Annotated in this window: 12 protein-coding genes and 1 pseudogene; 2 read left to right on the forward strand and 11 right to left on the reverse strand. The window is 73.5% G+C overall.

Annotated elements, in window-relative coordinates; all coding sequences use genetic code 11:
* Window positions 1-1,949 (reverse strand): non-ribosomal peptide synthetase (locus GA0070558_RS08705; protein WP_141722179.1); only part of this gene is annotated, 1,949 nt, incomplete at its 3' end.
* Window positions 1,950-2,669: 720 nt separating this feature from the next.
* Between GA0070558_RS08705 and GA0070558_RS08710 the strand changes: the two genes are divergently transcribed.
* Window positions 2,670-3,836, forward strand: coding sequence for an ATP-grasp domain-containing protein (locus GA0070558_RS08710; RefSeq protein ID WP_256091823.1), 1,167 nt, complete (start codon window positions 2,670-2,672; stop codon window positions 3,834-3,836).
* A 140-nt stretch (window positions 3,837-3,976) separates the two neighbouring features.
* Here the strand turns inward: GA0070558_RS08710 and GA0070558_RS08715 are convergent, their stop codons facing one another.
* The gene (locus GA0070558_RS08715) at window positions 3,977-4,480 is read right to left on the reverse strand and encodes a DUF2690 domain-containing protein (protein ID WP_091277550.1); all 504 of its coding nucleotides are present in this window, start codon (window positions 4,478-4,480) and stop codon (window positions 3,977-3,979) included.
* Between the two features lie 136 nt (window positions 4,481-4,616).
* A complete protein-coding gene (locus tag GA0070558_RS34175; RefSeq protein ID WP_256091824.1) occupies window positions 4,617-5,582 on the reverse strand; it encodes a helix-turn-helix transcriptional regulator in 966 nt (321 codons plus the stop codon).
* Window positions 5,583-5,660: 78 nt separating this feature from the next.
* On the opposite strand from GA0070558_RS34175, the pseudogene GA0070558_RS08725 reads away from it, so the two are divergent.
* Window positions 5,661-6,602: pseudogene (locus GA0070558_RS08725) on the forward strand (IucA/IucC family protein); the annotation flags it as partial.
* A gap of 21 nt (window positions 6,603-6,623) precedes the next feature.
* Here the strand turns inward: GA0070558_RS08725 and GA0070558_RS08730 are convergent.
* From GA0070558_RS08730 to GA0070558_RS08765, 8 genes are read right to left on the reverse strand one after another with little or no spacing between them, the layout of a single operon-like run.
* Window positions 6,624-7,322 carry an aspartate/glutamate racemase family protein gene (locus GA0070558_RS08730; RefSeq protein ID WP_091277805.1) on the reverse strand — a complete coding sequence of 233 codons (699 nt, stop codon included), beginning with the start codon at window positions 7,320-7,322 and terminating at the stop codon, window positions 6,624-6,626.
* A 35-nt stretch (window positions 7,323-7,357) separates the two neighbouring features.
* Window positions 7,358-8,668, reverse strand: coding sequence for an NAD(P)/FAD-dependent oxidoreductase (locus GA0070558_RS08735; RefSeq protein ID WP_091277552.1), 1,311 nt, complete (start codon window positions 8,666-8,668; stop codon window positions 7,358-7,360).
* Between the two features lie 9 nt (window positions 8,669-8,677).
* Complete coding sequence (locus GA0070558_RS08740; protein ID WP_091277554.1) at window positions 8,678-9,553, reverse strand: family 3 encapsulin nanocompartment shell protein; 876 nt, start codon at window positions 9,551-9,553, stop codon at window positions 8,678-8,680.
* A 32-nt stretch (window positions 9,554-9,585) separates the two neighbouring features.
* Window positions 9,586-10,431: a methyltransferase domain-containing protein gene (locus GA0070558_RS08745; RefSeq protein WP_091277556.1), complete on the reverse strand. Its 846-nt coding sequence runs from the start codon at window positions 10,429-10,431 to the stop codon at window positions 9,586-9,588.
* A gap of 57 nt (window positions 10,432-10,488) precedes the next feature.
* Window positions 10,489-11,319 carry an SDR family NAD(P)-dependent oxidoreductase gene (locus tag GA0070558_RS08750; RefSeq protein ID WP_091277558.1) on the reverse strand — a complete coding sequence of 277 codons (831 nt, stop codon included), beginning with the start codon at window positions 11,317-11,319 and terminating at the stop codon, window positions 10,489-10,491.
* Between the two features lie 5 nt (window positions 11,320-11,324).
* Window positions 11,325-12,266, reverse strand: coding sequence for a sulfotransferase (locus GA0070558_RS08755; RefSeq protein ID WP_091277560.1), 942 nt, complete (start codon window positions 12,264-12,266; stop codon window positions 11,325-11,327).
* Complete coding sequence (locus GA0070558_RS08760; RefSeq protein WP_256091825.1) at window positions 12,263-13,537, reverse strand: MFS transporter; 1,275 nt, start codon at window positions 13,535-13,537, stop codon at window positions 12,263-12,265. Before GA0070558_RS08760 ends, GA0070558_RS08755 begins: the two co-directional genes overlap by 4 nt.
* Complete coding sequence (locus GA0070558_RS08765; protein WP_091277561.1) at window positions 13,534-14,910, reverse strand: DegT/DnrJ/EryC1/StrS family aminotransferase; 1,377 nt, start codon at window positions 14,908-14,910, stop codon at window positions 13,534-13,536. Before GA0070558_RS08765 ends, GA0070558_RS08760 begins: the two co-directional genes overlap by 4 nt.
* Between the last annotated feature and the right edge of the window lie 7 nt (window positions 14,911-14,917).

A 14,917-nucleotide genomic window follows, 5' to 3' on the forward strand; every position in this document is an offset into this window, starting at 1 on the left:
CGTCCGTCGCGTCCGGTGACGTAGGCGATGAGGCGGGGGGTGTTGTTGTCGTCGCGGCGGGTGACGATGGCGGTGGTGACGTCGGGGTGTTGTTCGAGGGTGGTTTCGATTTCGCCGAGTTCGATGCGGATGCCGTTGATTTTGATCTGGTGGTCGATGCGGCCGAGGATTTCGAGGGCGCCGGTGGTGTTCCAGCGGGCGAGGTCTCCGGTGCGGTAGGCGGTGCCGCCGGTGTGGGGGTCGGTGACGAATCGTTGGGTGGTGAGTTCGGGGCGGTTGAGGTAGCCGTCGGCGATGCCGTGGCCGGTGATGAGGATTTCGCCGGGCATGCCGGCGGGGACGAGGTTGAGGTTGGTGTCGACGATGTGGATCTGTCGGTTGGGCATGGGCCAGCCGATGGGTACGTAGGGTCCGCCCCAGCCGGTGGAGGCGTCGTACCAGGTGCACGCCACGGACGCCTCCGCCGGCCCGTACGCGTTCAGGACCCGTGCGCCCGCCGCCAGCCAGCGCTGGACGAGTTGCGGCGGTGCGGCCTCGCCGCCGAGGACGACGCAGCGCAGGCTGGGGCAGGCCGTCGGGTCGAGCGGGGCGACGTTCGTCGCGGGCCCGAAGGTGTGGGTGACGCCGTGCCGCTCGATGAGCCCGGTGAGCCGTCGTACGTCGAGCAGGTCGTCGCGGGAGCAGACGACGACGCGTCCACCGGAGATGAGCGTGGCGAAGACCTCCCCGAACGCGGCGTCGAAGACCGGTGCGGCCGAGTGCAGCATTCTGCTGTCGGGGTCGATGGCGCATTCGTCGGCCATCCACGTCAGGAAGTTCGTCAGTTTCTCGTGCGTCAACACCACACCCTTCGGTGTGCCCGTCGACCCCGACGTGTAGATCACGAACGCCGGCCCATCCACCGCGACCGTCGGCAGGTCCACCGGATCGGACGCCTCGATCTGCGGCCACTCGTCGTCCAACGCGACCACCCGCACCCCACCCGGGCACGGCACCCGAGACGCGACCTCACCCACGGTCAACACCACCCGCGCACCATGATCCGCCAACAACACCCGCATCCGCTCCGCCGGCCACGCCACATCCATCGGCGTATACGCCGCACCCGCCCGCAACACCCCCAACGCCGCCACCAACGTCCACAAACTCCGATCCAACGCCAACGACACCACATCACCGGAACCCACACCCACCGACCGCAGAAACCCCGCCACCAACCCCGACCTGCGCTCCAACTCCCCATACGTCAACACCACACCACCCGCCACGCCCGCCACCGCCTCCGGCGACCGCTCCGCCCACCCCACCACCAGGTCATGGATCGGCGTGGTCGGCACCACCCGCACCGGACCCCGACCCCACCCCAACAACCGCTCCCGCTCCACCACCGACACCAACGTGAGCCCCGACAACGCCACCCCCGCCCCGGCGACGCCCGCCGACACCAGCGTCACCACCGCATCCACAAACCCCCGCACCCACCCCGCCGAAAACTCCTCCACCGCAAAGTCCACCCGCAACCCCGACCCATCACCGGCCACCCACACCACCAGCCCCGCGTCCACCACATCCGGGCCCACCTCGCCCACCGGCCCATCGGCCACGTGCACCACCACCGGACCAACCGGACCATCCGCCGCCGGCGACGGAGCCGCCAACGCAACCTCGACCCGACCCGTCAACTCACCGAACCCCGGGTCACCCGCCACATCCACCCGCACCACACCACCACCGGCCAGCCCGAGCACCACCTCCGACTGACCCGTATACCGCGCCAAAACACCCACCAACCCCGCCACCACCACACCCGAACCCGCCACACCCGCCGGCCACGACACCACCCCCGACACCGAACCCGCCCGCGCCGGCCACACCACCACCCGCCGCAGATCACCCACCAGGTCCAGACCCCCGGCGTCCACCGCGCCATCAGCGAACCCAACAGGCATGAGCCCAACCTCCGAGTGAATGGGGACGACCGGGAGAGGCGTGGGCCGAGGCGGCCGGTCGGCCGTGGTGCCGTGGGGCGGACGTACCGCAGCACGACATGCCGTGGCGGGGACGTGTCGCGGGTGGACGTACCGCAGGGTGCCGGGCCACCGCCGAACGACCCGCCCTCGCCATGTTCCGGTCGCGGACGGGCCCACGATCGCCCACATCCGTTCCCGGTCCGGTGCGGTGCGGGGGAACGACGACCCGACGGGGCCAGACGCTACGGAGCCTGGCCAAGCGGCGTACACCCCTAGAATTCGGGTGGGGTGGACCCCTAGCGCGGCGGTGGCGAAATGGGCCGGTCCGACTCGGCTGTCCGGCCCATCCGCGCGCCGGCAGGGCGCTGACTATGCTTCACCGATCATGATGTCGATCATGACGCAGTCGGTGACTGGTTGATCACACATCGGCTGCTGGTGTGCACCGCGCCGGCGCAGCGCTGACCACAAGCCAGCCGCTAGCTGACCGGCCCAGCCCGGATCCGTCCGGCCGGTGCACGCGGCACGCCCGACTCTCGCGGCCGAGCGGCCTCACCAGGACCGGTACGCCATTGCCTCACCCGCCACGTGCTCCGCAGCTCGCGGCCGGGGCGTACCGGGCTTCTCGCCACACCCCGAGGCCCCCTGTGCGGGGCCGGCATGTCAGGAGATCCAATGGATGGGCCTATCCAAGTACAGGTGTTCGCGCACGACGGGGTGGTCCTGGCCCGGCCGCCCAGCCCGGTGGAGACCGCCGGCAGCCGCTATCTGACCAGCGCGGGCGCGGGCCTGCACAACGGGCTGGACATGGTCACCGGCCTCCACCTGACCCTGCCGCACCAGTCGGCGGTCATCTGCAGCAGCGGGGCCAGCGCCGACAAGTCGCTGCGCCTGCTCAGCCGGTGCGGCCTCAAGACGCCCAGCGACCTGCGTGAGTATCGCTCCGGCGAGCAGGCGGTGCGGCTCGCCCGGGAGGCCGCCGGGCGGGGCGAGCTGCTGGAGTTCCAGTTTCCCCCGCAGGACCCGCAGCTGCGGGCCGCGCCGGCCCGGGTCGCCCCGGACCTGCTGGCCCGCCTCAATAACAAGACGGTCCTGGAGTCCCTGATCGCGCCGGACTACCTGCCGCGCCGGCAGGTGGCCACCCCCGCCGAGGTACGGCAGATCGTGCGGGCCGACCGCCGGCCGGCGGTGCTCAAGCCGGCCGGCACCGAGGTGTACAGCGGGATCGCGATCTTCACCCGGAGGCTGCAGGACCGGCTCAACCGGTCGTTGTTCCACCAGCTGGAGCAGGTGAGCGACCAGTGGATCGTCGAGGAGGAGGTTCCCTTCCAGACGGTCTGGGGTCTCCAGTTCGGCGTGACGGAGAGCGGTTCGGTCGAGTATTTCGGTTCTTCCGTACACCTGCCGCAGCCCACCTCGACGTGGGTCGGTTGCGTGCTCGACGACGACCAACCGCCGGCGGAGCTGGTCGAAGCGCTGACGGCAGGGGTCCGAAAGGCCAGCGCCCTCGGGTACCGGGGGTACTGCTCGTTCGACGCCGGGGTCGGCCGAAACGGCGAGCTACGGGTCATCGACCCGAACTTCCGGGTCAGCGCGGCCACCACGTCGGTGCTGCACCGCAGCTCCCTGCTGGGTCAGCACCCGTGCGCCATGACCACCTTCTTCACGCTCGCGCCGGGCCTCGACGTCGAGCCGGTCCTCGCCCCGTTCATCGACCGCGGGGAGCTCGTCGTGTTCATGCACTACGACCCGGCGGAGACGGACAACGGCCCGCATCCGGCGACCATCCTCGGCATGGTGGGCGCGGCCGACCGCTACGCCTGCGGCGTCCTGATCTCCCAGATCCAACGCGCCCTCCCCACCTGACCCACCCCGCCCCCGACCCCCGCCGCGCCTCCCGGCACGGGCCCCCGGCACGCGGTGATCAAGAGGTTTGCGTCAGGATCGGCCTCGCGGTGACGCAAACCTCTTGATCACGGGGGAGGGGGGTCGCGGTGGGGGGAGGGTTACAGGGCGAAGGTGCCCCTCGCCTTCCAGTTGTATTCGTTGATTCCGGGGGACCAGAGGGTCACCTCGCCGTTGATCTGCGTCGTGCCCGGCGCGTAGACCATCATCGAGTAGCTCGATCCGTAACCGGAGTCCGACTCGCTGTTCCAGCCCCCGAGCGACGAGAAGATGTTCTTGGTCGTGTTGCCGCCGTACGGGTTGCCGGTCACGCGAATCCAGTTCGACTGGCAGGACCAGGAGTAGAAGATCTGGAGGGTGGCGACCTGCTGGCCGGTGGAGCGGTCGGTGATCGGCCGGGTGGCGATCTGCGACGCGTTGACGTTGCAGTAGACGCCGGACGAATCCTTGGTGGTCGCCGGGTTCTTGCCGTCGTAGTAGTTGCTGCCGCCGCTGGCGCTGCCGGCGTGGGCGGCTGTCGCGGCGGACAGCAGCAGCGCCGTGGCGGTCACGAGCACGGCGGCGATCCGGCGCGGCGCTTTCCGGCTCCCGGTGACTGTTCTCATGCTGATTCCTCTCTGCGCCCACCGTGGGCGACGGCCGGGCTGGGACGACTCCTCCCATCGTCGGAGGACGGCACGGCCGACGCCATTGGCCCGCTGCGTATCTGCGCCGGTCGGGCAGGTACGACAAAGTCGTACGTCAGAAGGGTCTCAGCTTGGCGGCGACGGCCGATCGTTGGCGGACGCCGAACTTCCTGAGGATGCGGGTCACGTGCGTCTTGGTCGTCTTCTCGGAGATGACCAGGCGGGCGGCGATCTGTTCGTTGGTGAGGCCGTCGGCGACGAGCCCGGCGATCTCGCGCTCGCGGGGCGTGAGCGTCGCCAGCAGGTCGCCCCCCTCGGTCGTGGGCGCCAGCAGGAGCTCGGCGATGTCGGTCTGTAGCTGCTCGCACTGTTCGAGCACCTCGCGCAAGGCGCGAACGGCGGCGTCGTCGTCGGGGCGGTGCAGCGCTGCGGTGATCCGTACCGTCATGGCGTTCAACGCGTGGCTGACCATCTCGACGACGCCCGGAACGGAGCCGTGGGTCAGCACGGTGCGGCTCGCCCCGCTGGCGAGCCCGGCCAGCTCGTGCGCGTCCTCCCGCTCCCGGGCGAGGGCCCGCATCGTGCGGCGAGCGAGCCACTCGAACGCCCGGACGGCCTCGTCGCCGTACGCGTCGGGCTGGTAGGTCAGCATCGACGCGAGCCCGGCGACCCGCTGGCCGTCGGGCGAGGACTCCAGCAGCGGGACGACGACCGCGTCGCGCGACAGGCGCTCGTGGTCGCCGAAGGTGTGGCCCCGGTGGAGCAGGCGGCCCCCGTCGGACCCGTACCGGTAGGTGCGCGCGTTCTTCTTGATCCAGGCGGTGAGGCCGTTCGGGCCGTAGGTCTGGAAACCGGCGTGTTCGCGTTCGTGCCCGTCGTAGAGGTACGGGATCACCAGCATGTGTTCGTCGCGGAGGAAGGCCAGGTAGAAGCTGTCGACCGGCGCGATGGTGGACATCGTGACGCGGACGAGGTTGTAGAGCTTGCGGTGGTTCCCCGGTGCGACGTGTCGGATGGAGAAGTCGGCGGTTTCCAGTGCACGGGCGACGGCGAGCGAGAAGCGTGCGCCTTCAGCAGTCACGCATCGATTATGGGTGGTGACGCCGAGGCGGCCGGTACGCGGCGGGCGGCGCACGCGCTCGGGCCGATGACGACGGTGAACGACACCTTCACCTGCACCGCCGACACCGGCGCGGACGCCCTGTACCGGGCCGAGCTGGGCGACGACACCTTCGCCGGGTTCGCCGCCACGCTCACCGGCCTCGGCCTCGACCCGGCCGACTACCTCTACCTGCCCGTGCACCCGTGGCAGTGGTGGAACCGGCTCGCCGTCACGTTCGCCGCCGACGTGGCCGAGCAGCGGCTGGTCTGCCTCGGCCCCGGCCCGGAGGAGCACCTCGCCCAGCAGTCCGTGCGGACGTTCTTCAACGTCACCCACCCGCAGCGGCACTACGTCAAGACGGCCCTGTCCGTGCTGAACATGGGCTTCGTGCGGGGGCTGTCGGCGGCGTACATGGAGGCCACCCCGGCGATCAACGACTGGCTCGCCGACCTGATCGACCGCGACGAGGTGCTCGCCTCGACCGGCCTGACGATCCTGCGGGAGCGGGCCGCGATCGGGTACCGCAACCGCCGCTTCGAGGCGGCGACCGACCGGTACTCCCCGTACCGCAAGATGCTGGCGGCGCTGTGGCGGGAGAGCCCCGTGCCGGGCCTGGAGCCGGGGCGGCGGCTGGCCACCATGGCGTCGCTGCTGCACGTCGACTCGGCCGGCGGGTCGTTCGCCGCCGCCCTGGTCGCCGAGTCGGGGCTGCCCGCGCCGGTGTGGCTGCGCCGCTACCTCGACGCGGGGCTGCTCAGCGAGGAGGAGTTCTGGCGCACGGTCGCCGACTGCGCGGCCGACTACGCCGCCCGGGTGCCGCACCTGGCCGACCGGCTGGCCCGCCACGACCTGTTCGCGCCGGAGTTCGCGCACTCCTGCCTCAACCGGCTCCAGTTGCGCGACAACCAGCAGATGGTGGACCTGTCCGACCCGTCGGCGGCGCTCCAGTTCGCCGGCACCCTGGCCAACCCGATCGCCCCGTACGCCCGCCGCGCCTGACGCCCGCCGCCGCCCGTGCCGTCAGCCCTTGCGGGGGTACGGGCGGCGGGTCAGCGTCGCGTGCAGCATGGTGGTGAGCGTGACGATGTCGAACACCGGCAGGCCCAACCGGGCCTGGACGGCGTGCGCGAACGGCACCAGGTCGGTGCACTCGACCACCAGCGCCCCCAGCTCGGGGTGCGCCTCGGCGAGCCGGTCGACGCGGTCGAGCACCTCCCGTTCGAGCCGGTCGGCGTCGAGGGCGTCGCGGCGGCCCTCCAGCATCACCTCGGTGAACTCCGGCTGCCCGGCCATGCCCGTCACCCGCACCGGCACGTGTTCCGCGCCGATCGCGGCGAGGTGGCGCGGGGTGAGCGCGGCCTCGTCGGCGACGAGCAGCCCGACCGGCCGGTCGACCATCCGGTGCACCAGCGGAAGCTGCAGCAGGCTCGACGACCACAGCGGCACCGACACGGCGGCGGCCAGTTCGGCCTGGAACAGCACCAGGAACCCGCACGCCCCGGTGATCCCGGCGACCCCGGCGGCTTCCAGGTCCCGGGCCGCCGCCACGAACGGCTCCAGCAGCGTCGGGTCGGCCTCCCGCACGAGTCGCTGCGGCGTGGCCCCCTCGACCACCCGGTAGACGACGGGGAAGTCGAAGGTGGCCGGGTTGCGGATGTGCCCGGGGATCTTCTCGAACGAGGTGTCCAGGCAGAGCACGCCGATCGGGGCGTCGGTCATCGGTTCCTCCGCGAGTCGGTTGCGCCGCGACGGCATCATCGGTTCCTCCGGGCGAACGGGCGACGCCGCCACCGGTCCACGGCGAACGGCGCGAGGTCCAGCTCCGGGCGCTCGCCGCCGACGAGCTGGGCGACGAGCCGGCCGCCCGCCGGGGCCAGGCCCATCCCGATGTGCCCGTGGCCGGCGGCGACGACCACGTTGCGGTACGCCCCGGGCCGGCCGATCAGCGGCAGGCTGTCCGGGGTGCAGGGGCGCAGCCCGCTCCACACCGCCACCCGCCGGTCGGTGTCCAGCCCCGGCAGGTACGCCGCGACGGTGCGCACGATGCCGTCGATCCGGCGCGGTGAGACGCTCGTGTCCATCCCCACCAGCTCCAGGGTGCCGGCCAGCCGCAGCCGGTCGCCCAGCGGCATGACGGCCACCTTCCCCTCGCTGAGCAGGATCGGCAGCCGGGGCGGGTGCGCGCCGGCGGCGACGGTCACCGCGTACCCCTTGGCGGGCTGGAGCATCAGGTCGACGCCGAGCCGGCGGGCGCAGGCCACCGACCAGACCCCGGCGGCGAGCACCACCTCGGCGGGGCGCAGGTCGCCGCCGCTGGTGCGCACGGCCCGCACCCGGTCGCCGGACACCTCGAAGTCTCGTACCTCGGTGTGGGTGCGGATGTCGACGCCCGCGGCCCGCAGCGCGTCGGCGAACGCGACCAGGAACGCGGGGATGCGCAGCGCGGCCCCCTCGGCGTTGAGCAGGGCCCCGGCCACGTCGAACGCGACGCCCGGTTCGAGGGCGGCCAGCTCGCCGGGGTCGAGCACCCGCAGCGGCACGCCCCGGGCGACGGCCGCCGGCACGGAGGCGCGGGCCGCCGCGAAGCCCTCCGGGGTCCGGCAGGCCAGCAGCATCCCCTGGGCGGTGAGGGTGCCGGCGAGCGGGCCGGTCGCGCACACCTCGCGCAGGATGGCGAGGCTGCGCTGCTTGAGGGTGAGCAGCACGTCGAACGCGGCCCGCGCGTGAGACGCGGTGCAGCGGCGGCGGAAGTGCCACAGCCAGGCCAGCAGGGCCGGGTCGGGGCGGGGCCGGACGTGGAACGGGCTCTCCGGGTCGAGCAGGTAGCGCAGCCCTTTCGCGGGCACGCCCGGCTCGGCCAGGGGCGCGGCGCCCTGGGTGCCGACGAAGCCGGTGTTCCCCGACGAGCAGGCCGCCGGGTCTCCTATCTCGCCCCGGTCGACGACGGTGACCCGGTGCCCGGCGCGGGCCAGGAACCAGGCGCAGAACAGGCCGACGACGCCCGCGCCGACGACCAGCACGTCGGGGTCGTCGCCGGGTGGGCGCGGCGCGGGCGGCGTCGACATCGCGGCGGCCTAGAGGCTGACCACGAAGAAGCAGGTGGGCAGGTTGAGCACCACCCGCTCGTAGATCTCGGCGGTCAGCGCCACCCCGGGCTCGGCGAACGTGCCCGGCGGCGGCTCGGCGAAGGAGATCATCGACCGGCCGGCGTCGAACAGCAGCGCGCCGTGGCCGAAGTCGCCGACGATCGCCGTGCCCGGGTCGACCAGCCGGGTCCGGACGATGAACACGCCGTTCTCCTCGACGTTGCGCATCAGGGTGCCGGAGCCGAGCAGCCGGTAGTAGTCGGCCGGGTTGATGATCAGGCCGTCGGCGGTGCTGCCGTTCTGCTCCACCTCGTTGCAGGCCGACAGGATGGTGGAGCCGAACGGGCCCGGGTCGGTGAGCCGGGCGATGTCCGGCATGGTCAGCAGGCCGCCCTCGCCGCGCAGGATGGTGACGTTCTCGGCGGTGGCGAGCCGCACCACCAGGCGGTAGTTGATGAACTCGGCGAAGCTGGTCGGGTCGTCCCAGAGCCCGTCGGGCACCTGCACCCACGCCTTCGTGGTGAAAAGCGGCGGGATGGGGGACCGGTGGAAATGGTTGGCGGCCTCCCGCCGCAGGTCCGCGCCGTCCACGGCCGGGTCGCCGGGGCGGGCGGGGCTCTCGTGCCAGTAGAACTCCTGCGGGTCGCGGGACAGGTCCACCACCTTGAGCATGTTGCGCGACGGGTAGCGCGGCTTGCGCCGGGAGCTGGTCAGGGAGTCGGTGATGGTGACGTCGTAGTCGACGCGGGTGTCGAAGCCGCCCTCGGCGAAGGCGTCGACGAAGACCTGCCCCGGCGAGAGCTGCTTGCGGCGGTCCTCGACGACCTCGGCGATGGTTCGTTTGATGACGTCGGTTCGTTGCATCGGGCGCACACCTTCCGGTCGGGGTCGGGTCGTCACTGCGCGGCGGGCTTGCGGGCGACGAACATGCCCCAGCCGAACTCGCCCCGGTCGATGGCGGCCTGGATCTCGCCGCAGGACGCGGCGAAGCCGAGGATCCACTCCCGGGCGGCCGGGTCGTCGGTCGCGGCGGCCCGCCGCCGGGCCGTCTCGCCGAGCACCCGGTACGTCTGCCGGATGTGGGTGTCGAGGCTGCGGGCGGTCAGCACCTCGAAGCCGGCGGCGGTCAGGGCCTCGGCGTACCCGTCGAGGGAGTAGCCGCCGCTCCACCGCACCCGGTCGTAGACGTGCCGGCGGGCGGCCTCGCCGATGTCGGTGGTGGGCTGGAGGAAGTCGGTGACCGCGAGGATCCCGCCGGGGGCGAGGACCCGGTGCATCTCGGCGTGGCTGCGCGGCTTGTCCGGCACCAGGAACAACGCGTCCTGGCTGACCACGTGGCTGAAGGTCGCCGCCTCGTACGGCATCGCGGTGGCCGAGCCGTGCCGGAAGGTGACACCTGCGACGCCCCGCTCGGCGAGCTTGGCCTGGGCGAACCGGACCCGCTCGATGCTCAGGTCCAGGCCCTCGCCCCGGCAGCCGGTCTGCCCGGCGAGCCGCAGCAGGAAGTTGCCGCAGCCGCAGCCGACGTCGAGCACCGTCGACCCGGCGTCGATGCCGGCCTCTGCGGCCAGCAGGTCCGAGGTGCGGTCGGCGGCGGCGTGGTAGTCGGTGTCGGCGTCGTCGGCGAAGTAGCCGGTGTGCAGCACGCCCTCGCTGTCCCAGAAGCTGAGGTACGTCTGGGTGGTCTGGTCGAAGAACTCGGAGACGTCCCGCTCGGTGAACGTGGGGCTGGTCGTGGACATCGCGCACTCCTTCGTGCTGTGCCGCCGGCCGGCGAGGCCGCCGCCGGGATGGGGATCTCAGGCGTAGGTGTCTTTCCGGACGCCGGTGAGGTGCGGCAGGTCCGGTCCGGTGGCGCTCGCGCCGCCGTCGACCAGGTGCACCCCGGCGGTGACGAACGAGGCCCGCTCGCCGGCCAGGAACGCGGCCACCGCCGCGACCTCCTCGGGGCGGGCCAGCCGGCCCAGCGCGCTGTGGTGGCCCATGGCGGCGAGCTGCTGCTCGACGTCGCCGTCGTCGCCGGCGAGCCGGGCGGCGGCCCGCTCCATCGGCGGGGTGCGCACCGAGCCGGGGGCGAGCACGTTGACGGTGATCCCGTCGCGACCCACGTCCACGGCGAGGCCCTGGGCGAAGCGGACCAGCGCGGCCCGGGTCACTCCGGACAGCAGCAGCGGGGCGATCGGCACGGCGGCGGTCTCCGAGGCGACGAAGAGCAGCCGCCCCCAGCCGGCGGCGCGCAGGTGCGGCAGCGCCGCGAGGGCCAGCCCGACGGCCGGCAGCAGCACCCGGTCGACGGCGGCCCGGTAGTCGGCCGTCTCGAACAGGGTGGCCGGGCCGATCGGCGGGCTGCCGCCGCTGACCAGCAGCACGTGCGCCGCGCCGAGGTCGGCGGCCACCCGGTCGACCCAGCGGCGGGCCGCGTCGGTGTCGGTGACGTCCACGGCGGTGGCGCTGACCCGGCCCTTCGCCACCCCGGCCAGCTCCCGCTCGGCGGCGGCGAGCCGGTCGGGGTCCCGCCCGCAGATCGCCACGTGCGCGCCCTCGGCGGCGAACTCCTTCGCGCAGGCCAGCCCGATGCCGCTGGACCCGCCCGCGACCAGCGCCACCCGTCCGGTGAGCCCCAGATCCACGTCTCCTACCTTCCGTCGGTCGGTGACAGCCGGCCCGCCCCGGCCGACCGGTAGCCGTAGCGGGTGAACAGGGGCTGGGCCAGGGCGGTGGCGGCCAGCCGGTCGGCGGCCGACAGGGTGCGCCGCCACGCCTCGTCGCTGTCGCGGATCACGGTCGGGCCGCTGCGGAACCGGTCGGGGTTGCCGGTCACCGTGTGGTTGGTGCCCAGCTCGACGGTGCGCCCGCGCACCGGGTTGCCGGCCGGGTCGGCCCCGCACAGCCGCAGCAGCGCGTCGATCGTCCCGGCCGGGTCGGCGGTGAACGACTCGTAGCGCAGCAGCGTCGACCGCTGCGGGTGCCGCCGGGTGATCGCCGCCGACGCCAGGTTGAACCCGTGCCAGTACGCGGTGCTGCGCGCCGCCGACATCGCGTAGACGTACTGCTTCGGCTCCCGCCAGGAGTGCGCCACGGCGCGCGGGTCGCGCACCAGGTGCACGTAGTAGGGGGTGATCCCGGGCAGGTGCGCCAGCAGCGCCGCCTCCCCGGGGATCTTCGTGGTGTCCACGATGGTGTGCGCGCCGGTGCGCTCGGCGACCGCCCGGTAGACCCGGCCCATCAGCTCGGCGTGGGCGCGGATCTCGCCGTCGTGCAGGCCCCGGCGCAGCACCCGCCAGGTGTGCCGGGTGCGCACCCGGGAACGCTGGCGGGCGATCACCTGTGCGGCGTGCGCGTCGGCCGACCGGCCGGCGGGCCGCCCGACGGGCAGCACCCGCGACCAGATGTCGCAGGCGGTCAGCTCCCGGCCGCAGCCGCACAGCCCGTTGACGCCCCGGCCGGTCGAGTTCTTCCACAGGAAGTGCAGCTCGCCGACGTGGAAGAAGCCGGGCACCTCGTTGAGGACGTTGCCGATGATGGTGCTGCCGTTGCGGCACCAGCCGGTGACGCACAGGACCGTCAGGTCGCTCATGCCGCGCGGGCCTCCGTCCGTTCGCTCCCGGGCTTCCCGGGCCTACCGGTGCCGCCGTGGCCGCCCGTCGGGCGGCCGATCCACGCCGCCATGGCCGCCGCCGCGACGGCGCAGGCCGCACCGACGCCGAACACGGCCGGGTAGTCGAGGGTCGCGGCCACCAGGCCCGTCACCGGCCCCCACACCGCGAGCCCCAGATCCCAGAACGAGGTGTACGCCCCGATCGCCGCCCCCTGCCGCGTCGGGTCGGCCCGGTTCATCACCATCAGCGCCAGCGACGGGTGCAGCAGCGAGAAGCCGACGCCGGTGACCACGCCGCCGGCCACGGCGACGGGCAGGTTCGGCGCGAGCGCGACGATCGTCAGGCCGACCGCCTCGCCGGCCGCCGACCAGGCCGCCACCCGGCGGGGGCCCAGCTTGTCGGGCAGGTGGCCGATGACCAGGCGGGTGCCGGCGTACACGGCGCTGAAGCAGCTCAGCACCAGCACGCCGGAGCCGATGCCGCGCGCGTCCAGGTGCAGCACGACGAACGCGGCCAGACCGGCGTACCCGGCGGCGCCGAGGGCGAGCGCCGTGCCGGGCAGCAGCGCCGGGCGCAGCAACAGCCCACCGCCGCCCCCGGATTTCCGTTGCGCGGCGGTCCCGGGCTCTCGTTGCGCGGCGGTCCCGGGCTCCTGGGGCGCTGCGGTCCCGGGCTCACCGTGCGGCACCGGGACCAGGGCGATCAGGGCGGCGGCCAGCAGGGGAGCGGCGGCGGCGAGCGCCCAGACGGCGGTGAAGGAGACCTGTTGCAGGGTCGCGCCGAGGAAGGTGCCGGCGGAGATGCCGCCCCACATGCTCACCCCGTACAGGCCGATGAGCTGGCCCCGGCGGTGGTGCGGGGCGAGCGCCACCGTCCACACCGCCCCGGCGGTGAACAGGGCGGCCTCGCCCGCGCCGAGCAGCAGCCGCACCGCCACCAACGCCGGCACCGCGAGCGGCAGGAAGTAGAGCAGCCCGCCGAGGGCCGCGACGAGCGCGCCGGTGAGCATCACCGTGCGGTGGCCGTACCGGTCGGCGAGCGCGCCGGCGACGGGCCGCACGAGCAGCGCCGTCCCGGCGGTGACCGTGACGACCAGCCCGACGACCAGGTCCCCGGCGGCGTGCCGGTCGCGCAGGAACGCCGGCAGCACCGGGATCACGGCGGTGAGGCCCAGGTAGCCGGCGAACAGCCCGCCGAAGATGCCGACCAGGGCGGGGCGCGGCACGGCGCGGGCGGGGTTGTCCGTCATCGGCCCACCGGCTCCGCCGCCCCGGCCGGCGCGACCACGGGGCCGGCCGGCCCGGTCGACGGCGGCCCGGCAGGTGCCGCGTCCCGCGCGGCAGCCACCTTGCGCACCGCCCGCACCAGGTCGTCGCAGTCCTCGGGGGTCAGGTTCGACGACAGCGGCACGTCGACGGCCTCGCGCAGGTAGCCGGCAGTGCGCGGCAGCAGCGCCCGGATCGCGTCCACGTCGTCGGTGTCGTACGCGAACCGCCAGTTCCAGAACGCGCGGACGTTGAGGTCGTCGTCGGCGCCGATGTTGCGCGCGTCGATGCCCTCCCGGCACAGCGCGCGGGCGAACCAGCCGGCGTCGCCGCCGGGCACCCGGAACACGAACGCCTCTCCGAGGTACGCCCCGGGGGCGACCGGCCGGCGGATCGCGATGCCCGGCACGTCGGCCAGCGCGGCGGCGACCCGGTCGTAGTTGCGGTGGAACAGCCCCAACCGCTGCGGCAGCCGGGCCATCTCGGCGCGCAGCAGCGCCGCCCGGATCTCGTCCATGCGCAGGCTGAGCAGGGGCAGGTCGAGGCCGGTCAACGGCGGCTCGGCGTCGGGGAAGTGCCGCCGCAGCCGCCCCTCGTACGCCCCGGACAGCGCCACCGCGCGGGCGAACAGCTCGGTGTCGTCGGTGACCAGGAAGCCGCCCTCGCCGCAGTTGAGCGCCTTGTCCGACTGGGTGCTGAACGCGCCGGCCGCCCCGAACGTGCCGAGCTTGCGGCCCCGCAGCTCCGCGCCGAGCGCGGGCACCGCGTCCTCGATCAGCGGCACGCCCATCTCGGCGGCGAACGCGGCGAGGGCCTCGGCGTCGGCGGCGAAACCGCGCATGTGCACCACGAGGATCGCCCGGATCCCCGGATGCCAGCGGCGGCGCAGGTCGTCGAGGTCCATCCGCAGGTCCTCGTCCACCTCGACGAGGAACGGCTGACAACCGGCCATGACGATCGCGCTCGGCGTGGCGACGAACGTGAACCCGGGGCAGGCGACCAGGGAACCCGGGGGCACCCGGGCCGCCATGATGGCCAGGGCGAGCGCGGCGGTGCCGCTGGACACCGCTAGCGCGTGCCGGGTGCCGAAGAAGCGGCACAGCTCGTCCTCGAACCGGCCGCACTCGGTCTCGTGCTGCGGGCGGTGGTCGTAGCGGAAGTAGAGGTGGCTGCGCACGGCCCGGCAGGCGGCCTCCTCGTCCTCGGGGTGGACGAAGACGGCACCCTTGTCGTACGTGGGCCAGGGGGTGTGCCGGACGGGTGCGCCGCCGTGCAGGGCGAGGCGGTCCTCCGGCCGATCAGGGCGCGCCGCCGGCAGTGGCCGGGGCGGCGCGGGAGCTTCGTCGTTCCCGTTCACCGGCGGA

It is taken from the genome of Micromonospora haikouensis (genome assembly GCF_900091595.1).
GTDB classification, from domain to species: domain Bacteria; phylum Actinomycetota; class Actinomycetes; order Mycobacteriales; family Micromonosporaceae; genus Micromonospora; species Micromonospora haikouensis.

Coding starts and splice junctions, on each gene's coding strand:
- GA0070558_RS08760 (WP_256091825.1), bottom strand. CDS start 13,537: ATGACGGACAACCCCGCCCGCGCCGTGCCGCGCCCCGCCCTGGTCGGC.
- GA0070558_RS08730 (WP_091277805.1), bottom strand. CDS start 7,322: ATGACCGACGCCCCGATCGGCGTGCTCTGCCTGGACACCTCGTTCGAG.
- GA0070558_RS08715 (WP_091277550.1), bottom strand. CDS start 4,480: ATGAGAACAGTCACCGGGAGCCGGAAAGCGCCGCGCCGGATCGCCGCC.
- GA0070558_RS08740 (WP_091277554.1), bottom strand. CDS start 9,553: ATGCAACGAACCGACGTCATCAAACGAACCATCGCCGAGGTCGTCGAG.
- GA0070558_RS08735 (WP_091277552.1), bottom strand. CDS start 8,668: ATGTCGACGCCGCCCGCGCCGCGCCCACCCGGCGACGACCCCGACGTG.
- GA0070558_RS08745 (WP_091277556.1), bottom strand. CDS start 10,431: ATGTCCACGACCAGCCCCACGTTCACCGAGCGGGACGTCTCCGAGTTC.
- GA0070558_RS08755 (WP_091277560.1), bottom strand. CDS start 12,266: ATGAGCGACCTGACGGTCCTGTGCGTCACCGGCTGGTGCCGCAACGGC.